General features: G+C 43.4%; 20 protein-coding genes, 1 tRNA gene and 1 pseudogene. 5 read left to right on the top strand and 17 right to left on the bottom strand.

Annotated features, from left to right (window positions below; genetic code table 11):
- Positions 1 to 34 precede the first annotated feature (34 nt).
- The 7 genes from ACQRBH_RS01540 to ACQRBH_RS01510 all read right to left on the bottom strand — a co-directional run bounded on the left by ACQRBH_RS01540 (position 35) and on the right by ACQRBH_RS01510 (position 5426).
- The gene (locus ACQRBH_RS01540) at positions 35 to 1723 is read right to left on the bottom strand and encodes an AAA family ATPase (protein WP_427760757.1); all 1689 of its coding nucleotides are present in this window, start codon (positions 1721 to 1723) and stop codon (positions 35 to 37) included.
- A 165-nt stretch (positions 1724 to 1888) separates the two neighbouring features.
- A complete protein-coding gene (gene rpsR, locus ACQRBH_RS01535) occupies positions 1889 to 2155 on the bottom strand; it encodes a 30S ribosomal protein S18 (RefSeq protein ID WP_101695879.1) in 267 nt (88 codons plus the stop codon).
- 120 nt (positions 2156 to 2275) lie between these two features.
- A complete protein-coding gene (locus ACQRBH_RS01530) occupies positions 2276 to 2722 on the bottom strand; it encodes a single-stranded DNA-binding protein (RefSeq protein ID WP_235232953.1) in 447 nt (148 codons plus the stop codon).
- A gap of 21 nt (positions 2723 to 2743) precedes the next feature.
- Positions 2744 to 3031, bottom strand: a complete 288-nt coding sequence (gene rpsF, locus ACQRBH_RS01525) for a 30S ribosomal protein S6 (protein ID WP_235232985.1) — start codon at positions 3029 to 3031, stop codon at positions 2744 to 2746.
- Between the two features lie 129 nt (positions 3032 to 3160).
- Positions 3161 to 3355 (bottom strand): DUF951 domain-containing protein, encoded by a 195-nt coding sequence (locus tag ACQRBH_RS01520; protein WP_235232986.1) that lies wholly within the window; start codon positions 3353 to 3355, stop codon positions 3161 to 3163.
- Entirely contained in the window at positions 3355 to 4149 is a 795-nt protein-coding gene (gene srtB / locus ACQRBH_RS01515) for a class B sortase (RefSeq protein WP_427760756.1), read from the bottom strand. Before srtB ends, ACQRBH_RS01520 begins: the two co-directional genes overlap by 1 nt.
- Positions 4149 to 5426, bottom strand: a complete 1278-nt coding sequence (locus tag ACQRBH_RS01510; RefSeq protein WP_427760755.1) for a serine dehydratase subunit alpha family protein — start codon at positions 5424 to 5426, stop codon at positions 4149 to 4151. The genes srtB and ACQRBH_RS01510 overlap by 1 nt, the downstream gene beginning before the upstream one ends.
- 161 nt (positions 5427 to 5587) lie before the next feature.
- Between ACQRBH_RS01510 and ACQRBH_RS01505 the strand changes: the two genes are divergently transcribed.
- Genes ACQRBH_RS01505 through bilS form a run of 4 tightly spaced genes read left to right on the top strand, consistent with a single transcriptional unit; the run spans position 5588 to position 8175 of the window.
- Positions 5588 to 5983 carry a hypothetical protein gene (locus ACQRBH_RS01505; protein ID WP_427760754.1) on the top strand — a complete coding sequence of 132 codons (396 nt, stop codon included), beginning with the start codon at positions 5588 to 5590 and terminating at the stop codon, positions 5981 to 5983.
- 12 nt (positions 5984 to 5995) lie between these two features.
- On the top strand, positions 5996 to 6871 hold the full coding sequence (locus tag ACQRBH_RS01500; protein WP_427743648.1) for a DUF5685 family protein: 876 nt from the start codon (positions 5996 to 5998) through the stop codon (positions 6869 to 6871).
- A 5-nt stretch (positions 6872 to 6876) separates the two neighbouring features.
- Positions 6877 to 7632: a DnaJ domain-containing protein gene (locus ACQRBH_RS01495; RefSeq protein WP_427760753.1), complete on the top strand. Its 756-nt coding sequence runs from the start codon at positions 6877 to 6879 to the stop codon at positions 7630 to 7632.
- A gap of 15 nt (positions 7633 to 7647) precedes the next feature.
- Positions 7648 to 8175 (top strand): flavodoxin family protein BilS, encoded by a 528-nt coding sequence (gene bilS / locus ACQRBH_RS01490; protein ID WP_427760752.1) that lies wholly within the window; start codon positions 7648 to 7650, stop codon positions 8173 to 8175.
- 37 nt (positions 8176 to 8212) lie between these two features.
- Here bilS and ACQRBH_RS01485 read toward each other — a convergent pair.
- Positions 8213 to 8620 (bottom strand): annotated as a pseudogene (locus ACQRBH_RS01485) (sugar transporter); the annotation flags it as partial.
- Between the two features lie 265 nt (positions 8621 to 8885).
- Here ACQRBH_RS01485 and ACQRBH_RS01480 point away from each other — a divergent pair.
- Positions 8886 to 10265: an NAD(P)/FAD-dependent oxidoreductase gene (locus tag ACQRBH_RS01480; RefSeq protein WP_427760751.1), complete on the top strand. Its 1380-nt coding sequence runs from the start codon at positions 8886 to 8888 to the stop codon at positions 10263 to 10265.
- Between the two features lie 49 nt (positions 10266 to 10314).
- Here the strand turns inward: ACQRBH_RS01480 and ACQRBH_RS01475 are convergent.
- The 9 genes from ACQRBH_RS01475 to cobA all read right to left on the bottom strand — a co-directional run bounded on the left by ACQRBH_RS01475 (position 10315) and on the right by cobA (position 19640).
- Positions 10315 to 10385 (bottom strand) — tRNA-Cys (locus ACQRBH_RS01475).
- A gap of 68 nt (positions 10386 to 10453) precedes the next feature.
- Positions 10454 to 11092: a lactate utilization protein gene (locus tag ACQRBH_RS01470; protein ID WP_235232961.1), complete on the bottom strand. Its 639-nt coding sequence runs from the start codon at positions 11090 to 11092 to the stop codon at positions 10454 to 10456.
- A gap of 139 nt (positions 11093 to 11231) precedes the next feature.
- Positions 11232 to 13028, bottom strand: a complete 1797-nt coding sequence (locus ACQRBH_RS01465) for a dipeptide ABC transporter ATP-binding protein (protein WP_427760750.1) — start codon at positions 13026 to 13028, stop codon at positions 11232 to 11234.
- Positions 13029 to 13039: 11 nt separating this feature from the next.
- On the bottom strand, positions 13040 to 13873 hold the full coding sequence (locus tag ACQRBH_RS01460; protein ID WP_235232963.1) for an ABC transporter permease: 834 nt from the start codon (positions 13871 to 13873) through the stop codon (positions 13040 to 13042).
- Complete coding sequence (locus ACQRBH_RS01455) at positions 13870 to 14799, bottom strand: ABC transporter permease (protein WP_427743638.1); 930 nt, start codon at positions 14797 to 14799, stop codon at positions 13870 to 13872. Before ACQRBH_RS01455 ends, ACQRBH_RS01460 begins: the two co-directional genes overlap by 4 nt.
- On the bottom strand, positions 14792 to 15682 hold the full coding sequence (gene hemC / locus ACQRBH_RS01450; RefSeq protein ID WP_427760749.1) for a hydroxymethylbilane synthase: 891 nt from the start codon (positions 15680 to 15682) through the stop codon (positions 14792 to 14794). Before hemC ends, ACQRBH_RS01455 begins: the two co-directional genes overlap by 8 nt.
- A complete protein-coding gene (locus ACQRBH_RS01445) occupies positions 15679 to 16452 on the bottom strand; it encodes a sirohydrochlorin cobaltochelatase (protein ID WP_347376584.1) in 774 nt (257 codons plus the stop codon). The genes hemC and ACQRBH_RS01445 overlap by 4 nt, the downstream gene beginning before the upstream one ends.
- Positions 16453 to 16475: 23 nt before the next feature.
- The gene (locus ACQRBH_RS01440) at positions 16476 to 18092 is read right to left on the bottom strand and encodes a peptide ABC transporter substrate-binding protein (protein WP_427743635.1); all 1617 of its coding nucleotides are present in this window, start codon (positions 18090 to 18092) and stop codon (positions 16476 to 16478) included.
- A gap of 3 nt (positions 18093 to 18095) precedes the next feature.
- The gene (gene cobA, locus ACQRBH_RS01435; protein ID WP_427743634.1) at positions 18096 to 19640 is read right to left on the bottom strand and encodes a uroporphyrinogen-III C-methyltransferase; all 1545 of its coding nucleotides are present in this window, start codon (positions 19638 to 19640) and stop codon (positions 18096 to 18098) included.
- Positions 19641 to 19661: the final 21 nt, after the last annotated feature.

Raw genomic sequence — 19661 nt, 5'->3', positions numbered from 1 at the left:
CCCCCGGCTGGGGGATTCTTATTATTCAACAGCATTATCCTCTTCTTACCATACATTCTTTCCTGTAAAATGCAATTCCATACCGAATCACTGTCCGGAATCCATCTCTCTCAATCTTTCTGGCATATTGCTTTTCCTCAATCTGATTCAAAGCATCTATACATTCCCTCTCCATCATATCTTCCGCATCTGCAATCTTCACTTCGATTACGATCGCCCGGCGTTTTGAACGGTCCTTTAACACCACATCCGCTCTTCCAAGTCCATTTTCATAATTTGACTCCACGATATATCCCGCGTTTGACACAAGCCCTGCTATAAATGCATGATAATAGCTTTCCGCATAGTCATGGTAACTTATCGTATCAAATAATAAATCTGATAATAATTCTGTCAGAAGTTCTTCCTCTCCATTCCACATAGCCCAAAAAAGCTCTCTCCTGTCACTCTTTGCAGACTTCTTATTAAACCATTCCACTACACTCTTTCGAAAAATGTCCATCACTTCTGCGTTCGGAATCTTAAGCGCCGTCTGCCTTTCTTCCAGATAATCCCCGGCCTTAAGCTCTTCTTCTTTTGTCTTTGTCAGATATCCAGTCAGATATAAAAGGCTCCATAGGTTTTCTTCTGATGAAGCAAGAAAATCATACGTAAGATTTTCATTAACACATTCTTTGATATAACCACCATTTAACAACATCTCAAATTTTTCTGTCACATCAAAATCTGTTCTTTCCAAAAACTCTCCGATTACTGCATTATCACTGGTATGTTCCCAAAAATTCCCCGGCTTTGTTTCTCCTTCTGCAAGAAGTTTCATTACATAGTTTAATACATCCCATGGGCAGTAAATGTCCATATTGCCAAAACGATAACCATCATACCACTGACGGATAATATCCAATTTTTCTGTATGCCCCACTCTTTTAAGCAGTTCTTCAACTTCATTTTGTGTGAATCCAAAAAATTCATTGTACCGATTATTTGAAATTGTATCAGTCGTAAAATTATTTACTCCCGTAAAAATGCTCTCTTTTGATATCTTCAAACATCCAGTGACTACTGCAAATTCCAGATTATTATTATCCTTCAATGCCATACTCATCATAGTTTTCATCAAATCCAGCATCTCTTCATAATACCCATGACTGTTTGCTTTTGCTAAAGGCACATCATATTCATCCAGTATCACTATCACCGACTTATCATAATAAGCCGCCATCATCTTCATTAACGTTGAAATACTGGTTTTCAAAAGATCCTCCGTTGGCCTTCCCTCCACGATATCTGATAACTCCGCAAAGATTTTCCGGTCATTGTCATTCACCTTGTCGCTCTTTGCCAGATAACTGTGTTCATTATACAAATCTGCGATTCTATTCTGCAGCATTCTCCGCGCTGCCAGGAAATTCAATCCATCTATATCTTTAAATGTCAGAAATATCGTTGGATACTGGTTCATCCATTCCTTGCAAAGTTTCTTTTCACTTGTAATGTCCAATCCTTCAAAGATTCTACTACTATCCCTGCGTATATCAAAAAAATGGGCTAGCATACTCATTCCGAGTGTTTTTCCAAAACGACGTGGTCTGGTAATCAAAGTAACTTTTGTCCCTGTCGTCTTCAGTAATTCCCGAACCAAAGCCGTCTTATCGATATAGTAATAACCCCTTTGCCGGATTTCTGCAAAATCAGAAATCCCAACTGGTATATTCAACATCATCTAAACACCCCTTCCCTAGATAACTCCGACTTTCTATAAAAAATATCATATCATGAACCAAATCTTTGCACAAGCAAGTAAAAGTTTTTCAACAAAAAAGCCTTCAAATACTATATTTCAGTACTTGAAGGCTTATTATTATATTATGCAATTACGCTAACAAAATTAGTCCTGTACATATGGCATCAAAGCGATGTGACGTGCTCTCTTGATTGCTACAGTAAGAGCTCTCTGGTGCTTTGCGCAGTTTCCTGTAATTCTTCTTGGAAGAATTTTTCCTCTTTCAGAGATGTACTTTCTTAATTTTGCTACATCCTTGTAATCGATCTCGTTATTCTCTTTTCCACAGAATACACAAACTTTTTTTCTTCTACGTCCGCCGCCTCTTCTCTTGAAGCCGCCTTCTGGACGATTTCCTTTATCGTAAGCCATGTTAAACTCTCCTTTCATTCGGTTAATGAAGTTCTTCTTTCCAGGCTCGGCAGAACCTCGCCAAAGAAAAAGAACGGCTTTCTCACTAAGTTCAGCTTCGCTTCACTAAGTGTTCAATGCCTAGTTAAATGGTAATTCTTCGTCTATTCCATCTGGAATATTCATGAAGCCGTCGCCTGCATCAGATGCTGGTGCTGGTGCCGGTGTGGGAGCCGAACGAAAACTTCCGATATTCGCATCGCTTGCAGCCTTGCTCTCTGCAAATTCCTGCTCTTCTACTACAACCTCTGTTGTGTAGACTTTCACGCCATCTTTATTGGTATAACTTCCGGTCTGAATACGTCCACAGATCGTAACACGTAATCCCTGACGGTAATATCTCTCAGCATGTTCTGCCTGTCTTCCAAATGCAACACAATTGATGAAATCAGCGGTCGCCTCTCCATCACGTCTGAATCTACGATCAACAGCCAGTGTATATCTTGCGATTGCTAAAGGATTCTCTCCCTGTGAATATCTCACTTCAGGATCTCTTGTCAAGCGTCCCATCAAAATTACTTTATTCATATAATTACCTCTACTTCCTGCTTATGCTTCCTGTCTAACGCATAAATATCTGATAACGTTATCCATGATGCGAATTCTCTGTTCGATTTCGCCTGGAGTCGTAGCATCAGATTCGAAGTGGATGAAATAGTAGTATGCTTCTTTCATCTTCTGAATTTCGTAAGCTAATCTCTTCTTACCCCATTCATCGACGTCTGAGATCTGACCACCGAAACGTTCAACTAATGCTTTTACTTTTTCGATAACCTGTGCTCTCTCGTCATCTTCGATTTTTGCACTGACAACAACAGCTAATTCATATTTGTTCATGTCGTCTTGCACCTCCTTCTGGTCTTTTGGCCCCCGCTCAACTTATGTGGGAGCAAGGATTTCTGCCGCTTTCAGTCGGCAGTTTTATTGTATCACGGTTTACAATGATACCATATTCCAGTGCTTGTTTCAAGCCTTTTTCTTCAAATCTTTTGTATTTTTTTCTACTAATTTTCGCGCAATCATAATCTGATGCCCACATCCCATACATTTCAGTCGAAAATCTGCTCCTACCCGGAGGATCTCCCACTCTTTACTGCCACATGGATGCTGCTTTTTCATCGTAACAATATCTCCAACTTCATATATATATCTGTCATTCATCATTCTACTGATTTCTCCTCTTCTTTTACTCCACGAACCACGAATCGATGATTGTCACTGGCACTGGTGCAGGTTGACAATGTCACGATCGTATCTTCTGTCGTCACTTCAACTCCCGTATCATATGCTGCCACTTCCTTTGTCATAGTAAGGAATGTCTGATACTCCTCATCCGTATGAAATACTGTCAGATAAGTATCCGATGTATCTTCTACCACACCAACAGAATAGATGTGATATGTGATCTCTCTTCCATCCGGTGTATAGATGTAAAAATAGGGATTCGCCTCCCAGAATGACTTTTCTTCATAGTCCTGCAGATGTCGGAACATTGAGCCATCCTTCATACGATGTCCATAGATGATCGAGTTTCTGTCCGAAAAATCCGCCTGATTATCTACATTCAGAAAGATAGCGCCCAGGGTATTCTCATTTGCAGAAAAGGTTTTCTTCAAATACGTGCTGTTATCATCTCCCTGTACGATGGGATAACTGATCTGGGAAGGCTCCGGTGAAAAACGTATCCATCCTATGGTATCTGGATTGATTGCAAGCAGTTCATCAAAATTCACTTTGAATCCCTCTTGTTCATCCTCTCCTTTTCCCGTCTCAACTGCCAAGTCTCTGATCTTATCATACTCACTTCTGCCATCATAATATCCCTTGCCAATCTTGAACAGCTGGAATGCGGACACACAGAACACAGCAATAGCGATTACCAGCACAATATTGAAAAGAATACTTCCTTTTTTCTTTCTCTTTTTTCTTCCTCTGTGATACTTCTTCCTACTCATTACTTTTGCTCCATAATCTCTACAATAGTCTTCTCCGTCTGCACCATTCCCGGGGATGCGATCATTCCCATATGGCGCATCGTATCTTCTGGTGTCTTCCCATTGATGCCATGAATATCTTCAATACATACGCCCTGCAGTGCCATAGAGACAGCCCGAAATGCGGCATCTACTGCAACGACTCCCTTCATGGCACATCCATGATTACCACCATCGCAGATCATACCGGTAAGTCCACTCGCCATATTCTGAATCACTCGTGTTATTGCCGCTTTATCTCCTCCCTGCATATACGCAAGTCCACAGGCCATACCTGTTCCCGCTGCAATTCCACAGCCACAGAACGCAGACAACTTTCCTGAATACTCCTTGATATACATGGTAATCAGATAACTAAGAGCCGTCGCCCTAAGCAGAACATCTTCAGTCAGACCGCAGACCTCCTTATAGGCATAGAGCGGCATCGTTGCAATGATTCCATGGGCACCGCTTCCGGTAATACTCATGGCTGGCCGGCTAAGTCCGAGCACGCGGGCTTCAATAGCTCCATTACACAGAAGCTGCGCCGTCTTAAGTACATCCGTTGATATCTTTTGATTGCCATTTTCCTGCAGAAGCTGTCGTGTAATCGTAGTTCGTTCTGACTGCATCCCTTCTTCCAGGAGTTCCAGATTCATTGCAAATGCCTCTTGGATAAAAGCGATCTCTTCCTGTGGCACCTGACGAATGTATTCCAGAATCTCTTCTAATGAATACTGATGAATCATTGGCACCTTTTCTTTCACTGTATCATTCTCGTCTTGTGTATCTTCTGCCAGACAGATAACCTCACCATTCTTCTCGATCCGCACAATATGTGTGTGGCTGTCCTGGATGTATACTGTACAGCAATCCTTCGCCGTCTCTACCGTAGCATCAATGGTAATCTCTGAACCGATGTGATCTAACAATACCGTGACCTTGCCATCCGCCACCATCTGTGCAGCTGCCTCGTCATCCTCCGGTGTAATATCCGCCAGCGATTCCAGTCCTTTCTTCGCATCGGCCGCCACAGCTCCTAACGCAGCTGCATATAGATTGCCATATCTATTGGAATTAGGAATTCCGCAAGTATATGCGTTCTTATACATTCCAGAATTCAATGCCACATGAACACGCTTCACTTCTCCCTGTACATAAGACTTCGCCGATGCGACTGCAAAAGCAATCGCCCCCGGTTCCGTAACACCAAGTGCAGGTTTCATATCTTCTTTAATCAACCGGGTTAATTCATTCATAGATACACCCCCTATTTTCCATTCATTTCCCCAACAGTATAACACAACCTCACTCAAATAGGACTTACAAGTCTAAAAACTTTATATATTTTTAATCGGCAGTTTATTGACTTTACTATCGTACCGCGTATGATAAATATATATTTAGGAGGTTGATTGATTTGAAAGAAAAACTGATGCGCTTTATGTATGGACGCAATGGCGTAGATTCACTCGGAAAATTTGTACTGGTCATAAGTATTATTGTGATGCTTCTGGCAGGATGGACCGATAGTCTCATCCTGTCTTATTTATCGTGGATAGGTATCATATATCTGTATTTCCGTATGTTTTCCAGAAATATCTATAAACGTTCTTCTGAGAACCAATGGTATCTGAACAAGACTTATAAGATTCGTACCTTTTTCTACCGTCAGAAGAATCTGTTATTACAACGCAAGACGTACCATATCTATAAATGCCCTACCTGCCGACAGAAAATTCGCGTTCCAAGAGGCAAAGGCCGAATTGAGATTCGCTGTCCAAAATGTAACACTAGATTTATCAAAAAGAGTTAACGAGGATTTCTTATGTTCGGATATATTGCAATTAATAAAGCAGAGATGAAATTTAAAGACTATGATATCTACCATTCTTACTATTGCGGGCTATGCAAATGTCTAAAAGAATGCTATGGTATAAAAGGTCAGGTGACTTTATCTTACGACATGACATTTCTTATTATTCTGCTTACCGGGCTCTATGAGCCCAAGACCAAAGAAGAGGTCGTCAACTGCATTGCTCACCCATTGGAAAAGCATCTCGCAAGGACCAATGAATTTACCGAGTATGCTGCTGCCGTCAATCTGATTCTTTCCTACTACAAATGTAAGGATGACTGGGAAGACGAACGCAAGAAAAAAGGATTTATCGGTGCCCATCTGTTAGCATCCGACATACAGGCCATCCAAAAGAAATATCCGGAAAAAACGGCAAAAATCGCTTCTAATCTGAGACGCTTGTCACTTTTGGAAGCGGAGAACGAGCAGAATATTGATCATATGGCAGGACTTTTTGGAGATATTATGGCAGAACTTTTTGCTGTCAGGCAGGATGAATGGGAAGGTTCTCTTCGCAAGATTGGTTTCTTCCTCGGCAAGTTCATCTATCTGATGGATGCTTATGAAGATGTAGAAAAGGATATCAAATCCGGCTGCTATAATCCGTTCATCTCTTCCTATCAGTCTGATTGTAACTTTGCCGAAGATTGTAAGAAACTATTAACTCTTATGATGGCAGAATGCTCCAGAGAATTTGAAAAATTACCTATTCTTCTGTATGTTGACATTCTACGCAATATTCTCTATTCCGGCGTTTGGTGCCGTTATACAGAAGTAACAGAAAAGCGTAAGAATACACAAGATAACCGACAGCCTGACACTAAGAATTCGAACACAGGAGATTAAGAAATATGACCGATCCTTATGCAGTCTTAGGCGTATCAAGGGACGCCTCTGACGAAGAAATAAAAAAGGCTTACCGAAGCCTAAGCAGAAAATATCATCCCGACGCCAATATCAACAACCCGAATAAAGACCAGGCAGAAGCCAAATTCAAAGAGGTTCAGCAAGCCTATCAGCAGATCATGCATGAACGGGAGTATGGAACTTCTGATACATTCAACACGGGCAGGTCGGGATCTGCCGGAGGATATAACGGCGGATATAGCGGTGGCTTTGGTGGCTTCGGCGATTTTGGTGACTACGGTCCTTTCCGTGGATTCAGTGGACAATATCGTCAGACAGGCTCTCAGTCTTCTAACAGCGAAGAAGATCTTCATATGAAAGCTGCCGCGAATTTCATCAACAGTGGACATTATCAAGAGGCTCTGAATCTTCTGAATGGTATCTCATCACGTAACGCTCAATGGTATTATTACAGCGCGCTGGCCAATTCGGGAGTCGGTAACAATGTAATTGCTCTGCAACACGCCAAAGAAGCCCTGCGAATGGAACCCGATAATTTCCAATACCAGATGCTGGTCAACCGTTTCGAAAGCGGCGGCAGCTGGTATCAACAGCAACAAGATCCTTACCAGACCACATTTTACACCGGAAGCAGCTTCTGCATGAAGCTGTGCATTGCCAATCTGGTATGTAACCTTTGCTGCGGCGGTAGCGGGCTGTGTTGTGGCGGTGGCGGCGGAATACCACACGGCTATATGTAAGAAAGGAATGATATTTTGTTAGAGTATTTGGTATTATACGAAAGCGAGTCTGGAAACACGAAGAAGATTGCGGCCTCCATATTTTCCCGTCTTCCAGGCAACTCCAAAGACCTGATCGACATTAACACGAATAAGACGATTCCTGAGGCCAACATCTATTTTGTAGGTTTCTGTGTACACCGGGGTACCTGCAGCATGGCAATCAGCGACTTTCTCAACGACTTAAGTGGCAAGCAGATTGCTCTCTTTGCCACCTGCGGTATGGGAGATTCTCCCGAATACTACAAAGCCATCGAGCACAGTGTCAATGCCTGGATTGAATCAGACAATGATTATCTGGGCGCATTTATCTGTCAGGGCAAGATGCCTCAGAAGGTACGCCAGAAATATGAAGCTATGCGGACTGCTGACAATTCTAAACAAATCGACCTGTATATCCGTAACTTTGACGAAGCGCTGACACACCCAGACAGTCTTGACCTGGAACACGCAAAAGTATTTGTTGACAAAACGCTGAAAAAAATAAAGGCAGAGGAATATTAAAACTCCTCTGCCTTATCTTTACCTGCAAGCTTTCCTATATTGGAAGTTCAAGATGGATGTCTTTCCCTTCTTTGATAGAAATAATTACTTTTCCGCTCTTAATCGTAGTCACAGCTCCCTGTACATTCATTTCGACAGCTGGAACTTCCTCTGCTTCCTCTGCTGCTTCTTCCTCCGGCTCTTCTTCTGTTACTTCTTTAATCCCATCTACATTATCTGCAGTCAATGGACATAAAGAATCACTCGTCTTAGTCAGTTTTGCCCCCAATACCTGTTCAATTGTCAGGCATCCATCAAGGTTCAGTAAGCCTGAATCAACTAATTCATCAAAGATTGCCGGATCTTCCAGGTTCGCCGGCTCAATTGTAATACCTGCCTCTGCTCTACAGCATAATACTGCAGGATCCTTAGCATGCGCTTTCGCGGTTTCCGCTGTAATAGACATTCTAATTACCTCCTTTTATACACTACTTTTAGTATAGCCAGTCCCTCTTTTTTATTCCAATTGCTTTTTATCATATTCAAAAAGCATTTATTGATATTCTCTATGATATATACCCATTGACATTCCTTTTCATTTAACGATATAATAAAAAAGAGAAGTGACTGCATAAGAACTCGTATTCTTTCACCAGAGAATAGCGAGTTCTTTTTTCGTCATACATTACCACACAAAAAATGTTTATAATAAGCAACAAGGAGTGATAACTATGAATTATGACGTAATCATTATCGGCGCAGGCCCTGGAGGAATTTTTTCTGCCTATGAGCTTGCCCAAAGAGCCGGAGATCTTAAGATTGCCGTCTTCGAGGCCGGCTTTCCTCTTCAGGAACGGCATTGCCCAATTGACGGTGACAAGGTAAAATCTTGCATCAAATGCAAGACTTGTGCCATTATGAATGGTTTCGGCGGAGCCGGCGCATTTTCCGATGGAAAATACAATATTACGAACGATTTCGGCGGAACGCTCTATCAGTATCTTGGCAAGGAGAAGGCTCTTGACTTGATGGAGTATGTAGACAAGATTAATCTTTCCCATGGTGGAGAAGGTACGAAGATGTATTCTACTGCCGGAACTAATTTTAAGAAGATCTGTATTCAGAACAAACTAAAACTTCTGGATGCTTCCGTACGTCACCTTGGGACAGATATCAACTATATTGTTCTTGAGAATCTATACAATGAATTAAAAGACAAGGTGGATTTTTATTTCCACACACCGGTCGAACATGTAGAATGCCTTGACAATGGTTACCGCATTTCCTACAAAGATGGAACAGCCACCTGCAAGAACTGCATTATCTCGGTAGGAAGAAGTGGAAGCAAATGGATGGAAAATATCTGCAATGAACTGGACATTCCTACCCACTCTAACCGTGTGGATATTGGAGTCCGTGTGGAACTTCCGGCCGTCATCTTCTCACATCTGACGGATGAACTCTATGAGAGCAAGATCGTCTACCGTACAGAAAAATTCGAAGACAATGTCCGTACCTTCTGTATGAATCCTTATGGTATCGTTGTAAATGAAAATACCAACGGTATCGTAACCGTCAACGGTCACAGTTACGAAGATCCGGAACACCAGACCGACAACACCAACTTTGCACTACTGGTTGCAAAGCATTTTTCCGAGCCATTCAAAGACAGCAATGGATATGGAGAAAGTATCGCCCGACTCTCAAACATGCTGGGCGGCGGTGTGATCGTCCAACGTTTTGGGGATCTGGTCAGAGGCCGCAGAAGTACCGTCACACGAATTCGTGAAGGACTGGTAACTCCTACTCTTGCTGCAACTCCGGGAGACTTAAGTCTCGTGCTGCCCAAACGTATTCTGGATGGTATCATCGAGATGATCTATGCGCTGGATAAGATTGCACCCGGTACTGCCAACGATGACACTCTGCTCTACGGCGTAGAAGTGAAGTTCTATAATATGGAAGTAGAGATCGATGAAAACCTGGAAAGCAAGTATAAAGGCTTATATATCATAGGTGATGGAAGCGGTGTAACACATTCCCTCTCCCACGCGTCTGCCAGCGGCGTCTATGTGGCACGGCACATTGCAGAAAACTTAATCGCGGAATAGAAAAACCGCAATTCTTTATCACTAAAGAATTGCGGTTCTATTTTTTAAGAGGCGCCAACCAGATTTGAACTGGTGATAGAGGTGTTGCAGACCTTTGCCTTACCACTTGGCTATGGCGCCTTGTTTTCGGTACTTATATAGTATATCAAATGCCAAGAAGTAAGTCAATTATTTATTTCAAAACATTTTTAAAATCCAAGTTCATCATTAACCAGGATAACCTTAATCCTCTTTGGAACCTTAGAATATCTGGTAATCAAGATCTGACAGCATATCGTATCTGGAGATTTACAGTCAAAACATGCCCCTGTCTTAGCGCACGGTGTATCCAGCTGAAATCTCTGTGCATTAATAGGTGCAGCTTCATTTCTTGCTCTGGAAAGCGCATTGTCTACATCCTTTACCACCTTATTCATTCCCACGATCATAATAACATTTCTTGGACCGTTGGCGATTGCAGATACCCTGTTGGCCATACCGTCTACATTTACCAACACACCATCTTCTGTAATCGCATTACTGCTCGCAAGAAAGAAATCACAATCGTATGTAATCAGCTCAATCTTTCTCTTCTCCTCCGGTGACTTCGCCGCATCTCTGTTATACGCCTGGTAATTACCTTCACAGATTGCCTGCTTCAGCCCAATCTCCCCAATAGACATAGAGCCGCCCCATGCAACACTGCTGCCCTCCGGGATCCATTCCAAAGCTTTCGCCAATGCCTCTTCTGCATTTTCGGCATAATACCCTTCCATATTCCTAGACTCTAAACCCTTGATAATCTTTTCTCCCAACATCTTATTCCGCTTTATACGATTGATATCCATAGCCTCAGCCTCCTATATATTACATAAACTTATTGTCTATTATAACACGCCAATCTTTGTTAGGGACAGGGTAAATTGAAAAAGGGACACGGTCATTTTAATCTGGGACGGAGGAAAATGAAAAAACCCCCGTCCCCAATTAGATCTGTGTCCTCATGGTGTACCCGGCATCACGGACTTGGTTCATCTCTTCTGCATAGAGGAAGCATCTTACCTTATGTCCTTGATATTCGTATATTTCTGGTTTCTCGGCGAAGCATCTTTTCTTTGCATATTTGCACGTTCCCACGTACGGACATCCAGCCCTTCCGCCTTGCTCTGTTACTTCTTCTATTACAAATGGTCTTTTCTTTTCACTTCCATTAAGCCTCACTCTGTCTGCGGCCATAAACAGAGCCTTTGTATATGGATGCCATGGTTCTTCCATCAATTCGCCGGATGGACCTTCTTCTACCAGCCATCCATCATAGATAACGCCCAGCGCATCGCTGATGTGACCGACGATCGACAGATCATGGCCAATAAACAGCATCGAGAGTCGTTCTTTTTCTTTCATCTTACATAGTAGATGGACCAATTGTTCCTGTGTCTGTATATCGAGACCGGAAAATGGTTCGTCACAGATTAAAAATTCCGGATTCATCAAAAGTGCTCTTGCAATCATGACTCTCTGAAGCTGCCCTCCCGACAATTGTTGTGGATAATCCTGTTTTCTTTGTTCTTCCAATCCCACTTCATCCAGTATACGCCTGAGTTGTTCTGCAATTTCTTTTTCATCAGAAATTCCTGACGCCATCAATGCTTCTTGCAGATTCTCATAGACGGTCATTGTCGGATTCAGGGCCTGGTACGGATTCTGGAAGATCATCTGAATCTTTTTCCGATAATCTATACGCTGTTTTCTTGACTTCCAGTTCATTTCCCTACCTTTCCAATACATCTCTCCTTGTTCAGGTCTGTATAATCCCGCCAGGACACGCGCAAATGTACTTTTCCCGCAACCACTCTCTCCTACCAGGCCATAGCTCTGATTTTTTCGTATTGCTATCGTTATCGAATGCAGTACTTTCTTTTGTCGAAATTCTTTACATACATTCTTTGCATGTAACAGAATATCCTTCTTATCTGCTTCGGATGCGGCCTGTGGAATCTGTTCAAGATTCTTTCTTGTCTGAATCAGCATTTTTGTATATGTTTCACTGCTGTGATAGAGTATATCGCTTACCCTTCCTTGTTCGACGATGCTTCCTTCGCGCATGACCAACAAGCGATTACACAGAGCACCGACCACTCCCAGATCATGGCTGATCATAATCACGGCAATCCCCAGATCTTTTGACAGTCTTCTCAGCAAATTCAATATCTGCGCCTGCACCGTCACATCTAACGCAGTCGTCGGCTCATCAGCAATCAATACTTTCGGATTCCCAGCCAGAGCGATTGCAATACAGATACGCTGTTGCATCCCTCCCGAACATTCAAACGGATACCGATTCATACATGCACTTACATCTCGGATTCCCACCATATCCAACAATTCTTCTGCTTTTTCTTTCGCCTCCTGTCGGGTACAATCCGTATGTAGTCTTAGACTTTCCATAATCTGCCTGCCAATCTTCATCAATGGATCCAGGCATGACATCGCATTTTGCATGATGACCGCGATCTCACCACCGCGTAGTTTTCTTCTTTTTACATCAGTCAGAGGCGGTGTGATATCTTCTCCACAATACCGAATCTGTCCGCTTGAAATAACGGCTCCTTTCTTGAGAAAACCGAGGATAGCCATTGCCATCGTTGATTTTCCCGATCCAGATTCTCCCACGATTCCCAGGATTTCCTGGCTTTCAAGCTCAAAAGAACAATCTTTTACCACTTCTTGCTGTCTTCGCGTATATGTTATGGTCAGATGATCGACCACAAGCAATTTTCCCATGCGGTATCCTCCTATATCTCTTCCTGTATCCTTTGAGCACCATTCACTCCCTGTTGCTCCAGTGCATAACCAATGCTTTGCAGACATACAATCAATGCCGCAAGTACCAGAACCGGGAATAATATCTGAGTCGGATATTGAGTAATCAACGACCTTGCATCCTGAATCAGTGTTCCGAGACTTGCTCTGGGCGCTGCAATTCCAATCCCAAGAAAGCTTAAAAATGCCTCTGTAAATATCGCTTTGGGAATCAGCAATATCGTCTGCACAATCAAAAGCCCTCTCTCATTTGGCAAAATATATTTAAAAATGATTCTCCACATCGGAACTCCCATCATCTCCGCTGCCAGACAGTAATCCATCTGCCGAAGCCGTCTTGTCTCTACTCTTACCATTTTCGCAAGATCAACCCACCCTGCCACACAGATTCCCAGTATCACACTTCCAATACTTGCATCCAATACCAGAAGTATCAGAATCACATAGAGCATAGACGGAATTGCACTGATGATATTCATCAGTTCCAGCAAAATGCTGTCAACAACCAAGTTGGCAAGTCCAGACACTGCACCAACCACAACACCTATGACAAAGCAGACACATGCACTGACGAATCCAACCGTAAGACTAATCCGCAACCCATAGCATACACGGGTAAAAAGGTCTCTTCCGAACTTATCCGTCCCGAATAAATGTGCCGCCGACACACCAAGATTTTGACTCACCACGTCCTGTGCATCATACGAATACGGGGAAAGGCTAGGAACAACTATCGCTGCTGCCACGAATACACCTAAGATTCCCAGATATATGATAAATTTTCTATTTGCCATTACTTGTTTCATCTGTTCTGCTCCGTTCCAAACCGAATTCTAGGGTCGAGATACATCTGTACTACATCCAGCACAAGTTGCGCAAGAATCACAATCGCCCCTGCAAAAACCGTAAGTCCCATAATCACCGTATAATCACGGTTATTGATAGACATAACGAATTCTCTTCCAAGACCGGGAATAGTGAAGATACTCTCTACCACAAAACAGCCCGTCACAAGATACACCAGCAATTGTCCAAGATAAGTCAACAACTGTGTAAGAGCCGGCCGCCACATATGCCTCATCAGGATTGCTGATTCTTTCAGTCCTTTTGCCTTCAAAAACATAACATATTCCTGTGTATATTCTTTTTGCACTGCGCTGTAGAACATCCGCGAAATCACACATGTTGGATACACGGCAAGTGCGGCCACCGGCAATACATAATTCATTGGCGTCGTGATTCCGGCAATTGGAAACCATTTCAAATATACACCAAAGATGAGCATGAATAATAAGGCATATACAAAGTTTGGCACACCAATCCCTACACTCTCGATAAACAAAATCACTTTTTTTACAAGCTTTCTTTTGGTCATCAGGTGCCAGATTCCTAAGAGAGTTCCAAGAATCAGACTCGACAGAAAAGCCAGTATTCCTAGCTTCGCCGTCACAGGAAGACTTCTTGCAATCACAGAATTTACCGTTACTCCTGGTTTCTTGATGGACATGCCAAGGTCTCCTCGCAACAGGTTCTTCATATAGAAAGCAAACTGCACCTGCAGAGGCTCTCCGAGCCCATATTCCTCTTCTATCGTCTGAAGAACTTGCTCCGATACATTTCCCGTATCAAAAGGATTTCCCGGCATCTTATGCGCCATCACAAAAGTAAGAAATGTAAGAAACAATAATGCCGCCGCTCCTGTCACCAGCCGTTTTGCCACATACTTAGCCACGTTCTCTAAACCTCGCTTTCAGTTCTGCCGCCAAAGCTCTTGCGATATTCTCAGCTTCCTCCACTGGCCCTCGCTTCTTCCCTGTGATATAATCTTTCGCTTCTTCGTCATAGTACAGACCGTTCAGAATAACTTCTTCTCCTTCTATCTGTGCATAAGCCGCTGTTGGAGCGCTGCAGCCTCCACCCAGCATACGCACAAATGCTCTTTCTGAAAGAGCAGCCACTTTCGCTTTTTCATCCATCACGCAATCCAGATAACTATAATCTTCACCAGCTCTTCCCTGTACCGCCAGAATTCCCTGCCCTGCTGCCGGTATTAACTCATCCGTTGCAAGTATTCTTCCCACCACAGATTCCATTCCAAGGCGTTTTAGCCCAGCCATTGCAAGTATGGTTGCATCACACAGTCCTTCTTCCAACTTACGCACGCGGGTCTGTACATTTCCCCGCATTCCGGTAAATGCACATTTTGGGTACAGGCGTTCCAGCTGAATCCGTCTTCGGTGGCTGGAAGTTCCGATTACCGTAATGTCTTCTGGCTTCACACCTTTGCGAAAAAGAATCGCATCCCGCGGATCCTCTCGCCTGGAAAAAGCAAGAATCGGGAGTTGTTCCGGGATTTCAACAGGCATGTCTTTTAAACTGTGCACGGATAGATCTGTCCGTTTTTCCAGAAGCGCAAGATCCAGTTCTTTTACAAACAAGCCTTTCCCACCAATCTGATCCAGACTGCGATCCAGAATCTTATCTCCTGTCGTCTTCATTGTAATAATCTGTACTTGAATCTCAGGATGTGCATGTTCGATCAATTGCGCAACATATTCTGCCTGCCACACTGCAAGTCTGCTTTCCCTGCTTCCAATCCTTACGATTCTCTTCATGATTCCATCGCCTCTCTTACATGTTCTGCAAATATTCTCTGTATCCCTTTCATCTCTCCCAGTCCTTTCTCTACTACTCGAGACGGGAATCCCATACTCTGGAATCTGGCCATCCAGGAACGCTCATCACCAGACAGATCATGATGAACATGTTCGCCACTGACAATCATAAATGGTATGATGCGAAGCGGCCTTGGCTCCAACATTCCAAGCTTCTGCATCACGTCAGATACACTCGGATACCCTTCAACGGTTCCGACCAGCACATTGGAATAACCCATAGAATGAAAAGCGTATTCCAGCATAGTATAAGCAGCCTGTGCATGTCCTTGTGTCCCATGACCGGCAAGCACGATTACTTCTTCTTTATTCATCTGCCAATCTTCTATCACAGAATGAACACACGCCTTATAATCCTCTACCTGATTTAAGAGTGGTTCTCCTAATTTTAAGGTCTGAAAAAAATCCCGGTAACCTTCCAATGCACTTTTTAGTCTCTCATATTCCAAGCCATGGACCACATACGTCGGCTGTACAACAATATGTTCCATTCCATCTTCTCGCATCTGCGTAATTGCCTCTTCCAGCGTCGGAATTGCAATTTTGTTCTCTTCCCATAGTTTTCGGATAATCCTCTGACTGGTAAATGCTCTGTACAATCTATAATTTTTAAACTCTCCTCTTAGATAATTCTCTATTCCTCCAATTGTCCGCTCCAGATTCTCTTTATAACTCGTTCCAAAGCTGACGACCAAAATTGCTTTCTTCATACCGCATTCTTTCCTCCCATCCTTTATTGAACCGATGCACCTCTAAGATCCAGTGTCCCCGTTGCCGGAATCTGTGTGATTCCCGTAATATTCGGCCGGATCAGATTCACATGATGCATAGAATAGAGCGGAATAATATAGAACTGTTCCCCAATCGCATACTGTTCTGCTTCATGCATAAGTTCGCTTCTCTTTGCCGGATCTGTCTCTGTGTCAGATGCTTCTACCAACGCGTCATATACCTCATCCCTGATTCCACTACAATTATAAGTGCTGTTTGAAAACAACATAGATAAATACGTATTCGGATCAGCGAAATCAGCCGTCCAATTCATACGGCATAATTCGAAGTTTCCTGCTCTTCGTTCCGAATAATTTACCTGAAGTTCCTGTCCATTCAATTCTATTGTAATTCCCAGATTTTCTTTCAGCTGCTGCTGCAGTACCTGTGCGGTATCCATATCCATTTCCAAAGTCGGATAATTATAAGTAAGAACAGGAAACCCTTCTCCATTCGGATAACCCGCTTCTGCAAGCAGCTCCTTTGCCCTCTTTAGATTTTCTTCAAAAGGAGCCTGCGCACCATCTACAAAATATTCTCCCGTTGATTTATCTACCATATATTTTGCGACAAAATTTACCGTGGGCTCTGTATCCTTTCCCACCGCCTGGCAAAGTTCTTGTCGGTCAATTCCAAGGTTCAATGCCTCTCGCACACGAACATCCTGGAGCACTTCTACCTTCTCTATATTCATATATATATATCGTGTGGCAATTGCATCCGTCACCACAAGATCATCTTGTCCCTCATATTCATCCATCACTGTCCCCAGTAATGACAAAGCCACATCCACCTCTCCAGTCGCGTAAGCTGCTGCCATCGACTGCTTATTATCGAAGAACTTATAGGTAATCTTATCCAATGCTATATTGTCTGCATCCCAGTAATATGGATTCTTCTCCAACACAAAATACTGCTGTGGCACATATTCTGTCAGATAAAATGGTCCATTGGATACACTCGTTGCCGGGTCGGTATCCCACCCACTTCCAACTGCATCCGCATAAACCACACACGATGGAGTATATACCGGAAGGCGTAGTAAATCCAGGAAATACACGCACGGCGTAGACAGATGGAAGATCAACGTCGTATCATCTGGTGTCTCTACTCCGAGTGTACTCATATCTGCTTCCCTATTATAGATTGCTTCGGCATTCTCAATCGGGAACAGATAGTTTGAATATCCATTTCCACTGGCAGGATCCAGAGAACGTTCAATGGTATTGCGAAAGTCCGCCGAAGTGACCGGTGTTCCATCCGACCATTTTGCATCTTCTCTCAAGTGAAAAATCCACTCTGTCTTATCGTCATTCACCTCATAGGATTCTGCAGCACGATATTCAATCTCTCCATTCTCATCATACGTCAAAAGTTCGTCCAACGCAGATACGGAATATGCCAGATAAGTATCTGCAATCATCCCCGCCGGATCCAGGCCACCGCTTTCACTGTTTGTACCGACGACGATCTCCTGTCCGCTCTTGCCAGAGGCATTCTCCGCTCTTTGATCTTTGCATCCTGCTGCCATCACCAGAATCATGGTGGCAGACAGCAGAACTCCCAATATTCTCTTCATCAACTATACCTCCTGCTTCGCGTGAAGTTCTTTCAACTTTTCTACCATACTTGCAATGGTTGCTCTGTCCGATATCTCAATCTTCATATGGTATTTTCGTGCTTCTGCCGCAGTCTGTTCTCCAATACACAGAGCAGGAACTTTGCAAAAATCCATTCCACCCATCGTCTGAACGAACCCCCGGACGGTTGATGCACTCGTAAATGTAACCCAGTCGATCAGTCCCTGGTTAATCTTATCCTTTACCATATCGGCCCAAGGGCTGTCCTGTCTGCATATCGTTTCATAAATCGCAATATCTTCATATGCAAGATCTGCTCTTTTCAATTCTTCTTTTAATTCCTCAGAACCTTGCCTTGCGTGAAGCAGATAGACTTTCGCATCCTTTCTTGCAGTTCTTACAAGTGCTTTGCCAAGTTCCCTTCCATTATATACTTCTGGCACCACATCCGTCATCCATCCGTATTTTTCCAATTCTTTTGCTGTTGCTTCCCCAACCGCAGCAAATCTTACATCCGCTCCTTTTCGCAGCACGCCTCGAATATCTTTCCCAAGACTTGGTAACGTAACACTGAAAAAAGTTTCTACTCCTACTGGACTTGTAAATGTAAGCCACAATTCTCTTCCAGCCGGTTCGTCATACAACTCATCCAACCGAATCTGTTCCGGTGCAATAGCGGTCGTATCGATCATGGGCAGTTCCAACACCTCTGCACCCGCTTCTCTTAATTGTGCAGTCAGCTTACTTGCTTTTTTCCTGGATCTGGTCACAATAATCTGCATCTGTGCAAGTTCACGCTTCTCGTACCATGCGAACAGCTCCGATAATGTACATACTCTCCCTACGACAATGACTGCCGGAGCTTGAATTTTGGCATCTTTGGAGTCTCTCTCCAGGCAGTCAACCGTTGAGATTACCTTGCGCTGTCGGTATTGCGTCCCTCTTTCCAGGACTGCCGCCGGCATCTTTGGATCCATTCCTGCTTTTACCAGATTCTCCATAATCATTCCCATCGTGCCAACGCTCATAAGAAATACCAATGTCGCATCCATACGCACCAGCGCACCATAATCTATACGATCCTTTCCATCTCTTCTCGGATGCCCCGTAATCACATGAAAAGAAGAAGTATAATCGCGGTGCGTCACCGGAATTCCTGCATAGGCAGGCACTGCCACCGCCGAAGTCACTCCCGGAACCACTTCAAACGGTATTCCATATTGCACCAATAACTCTAACTCTTCTCCGCCCCGTCCGAACACAAACGGATCTCCGCCTTTTAAGCGGACCACCTTTTTTCCCTTTAACGCTTCCTCCAGAAGGATCTGATTCGTCTTTTCCTGTGATACCGAGTGCTTGCCTGAACGCTTCCCTACGGACACCTTTTCTGCATCCTCTGGAAGCATACACAGTATCTCCTCTCCAATCAGCGCATCATATGCAATAAAATCTGCCTGTTCTATGACCGTTATGGCTTTCTGAGTCAATAATCCAATCTCTCCAGGACCTGCTCCGACCAGCCATACTTTTCCCTTACTCATCTCCATGTGATTCCTCATTTCATCTGA

The sequence above is a fragment of the Bariatricus sp. SGI.161 genome (assembly GCF_050313695.1).
Taxonomy (GTDB): Bacteria; Bacillota; Clostridia; order Lachnospirales; family Lachnospiraceae; genus JAFBIX01.
This window is presented reverse-complemented; position numbering and strand designations above follow the sequence as displayed.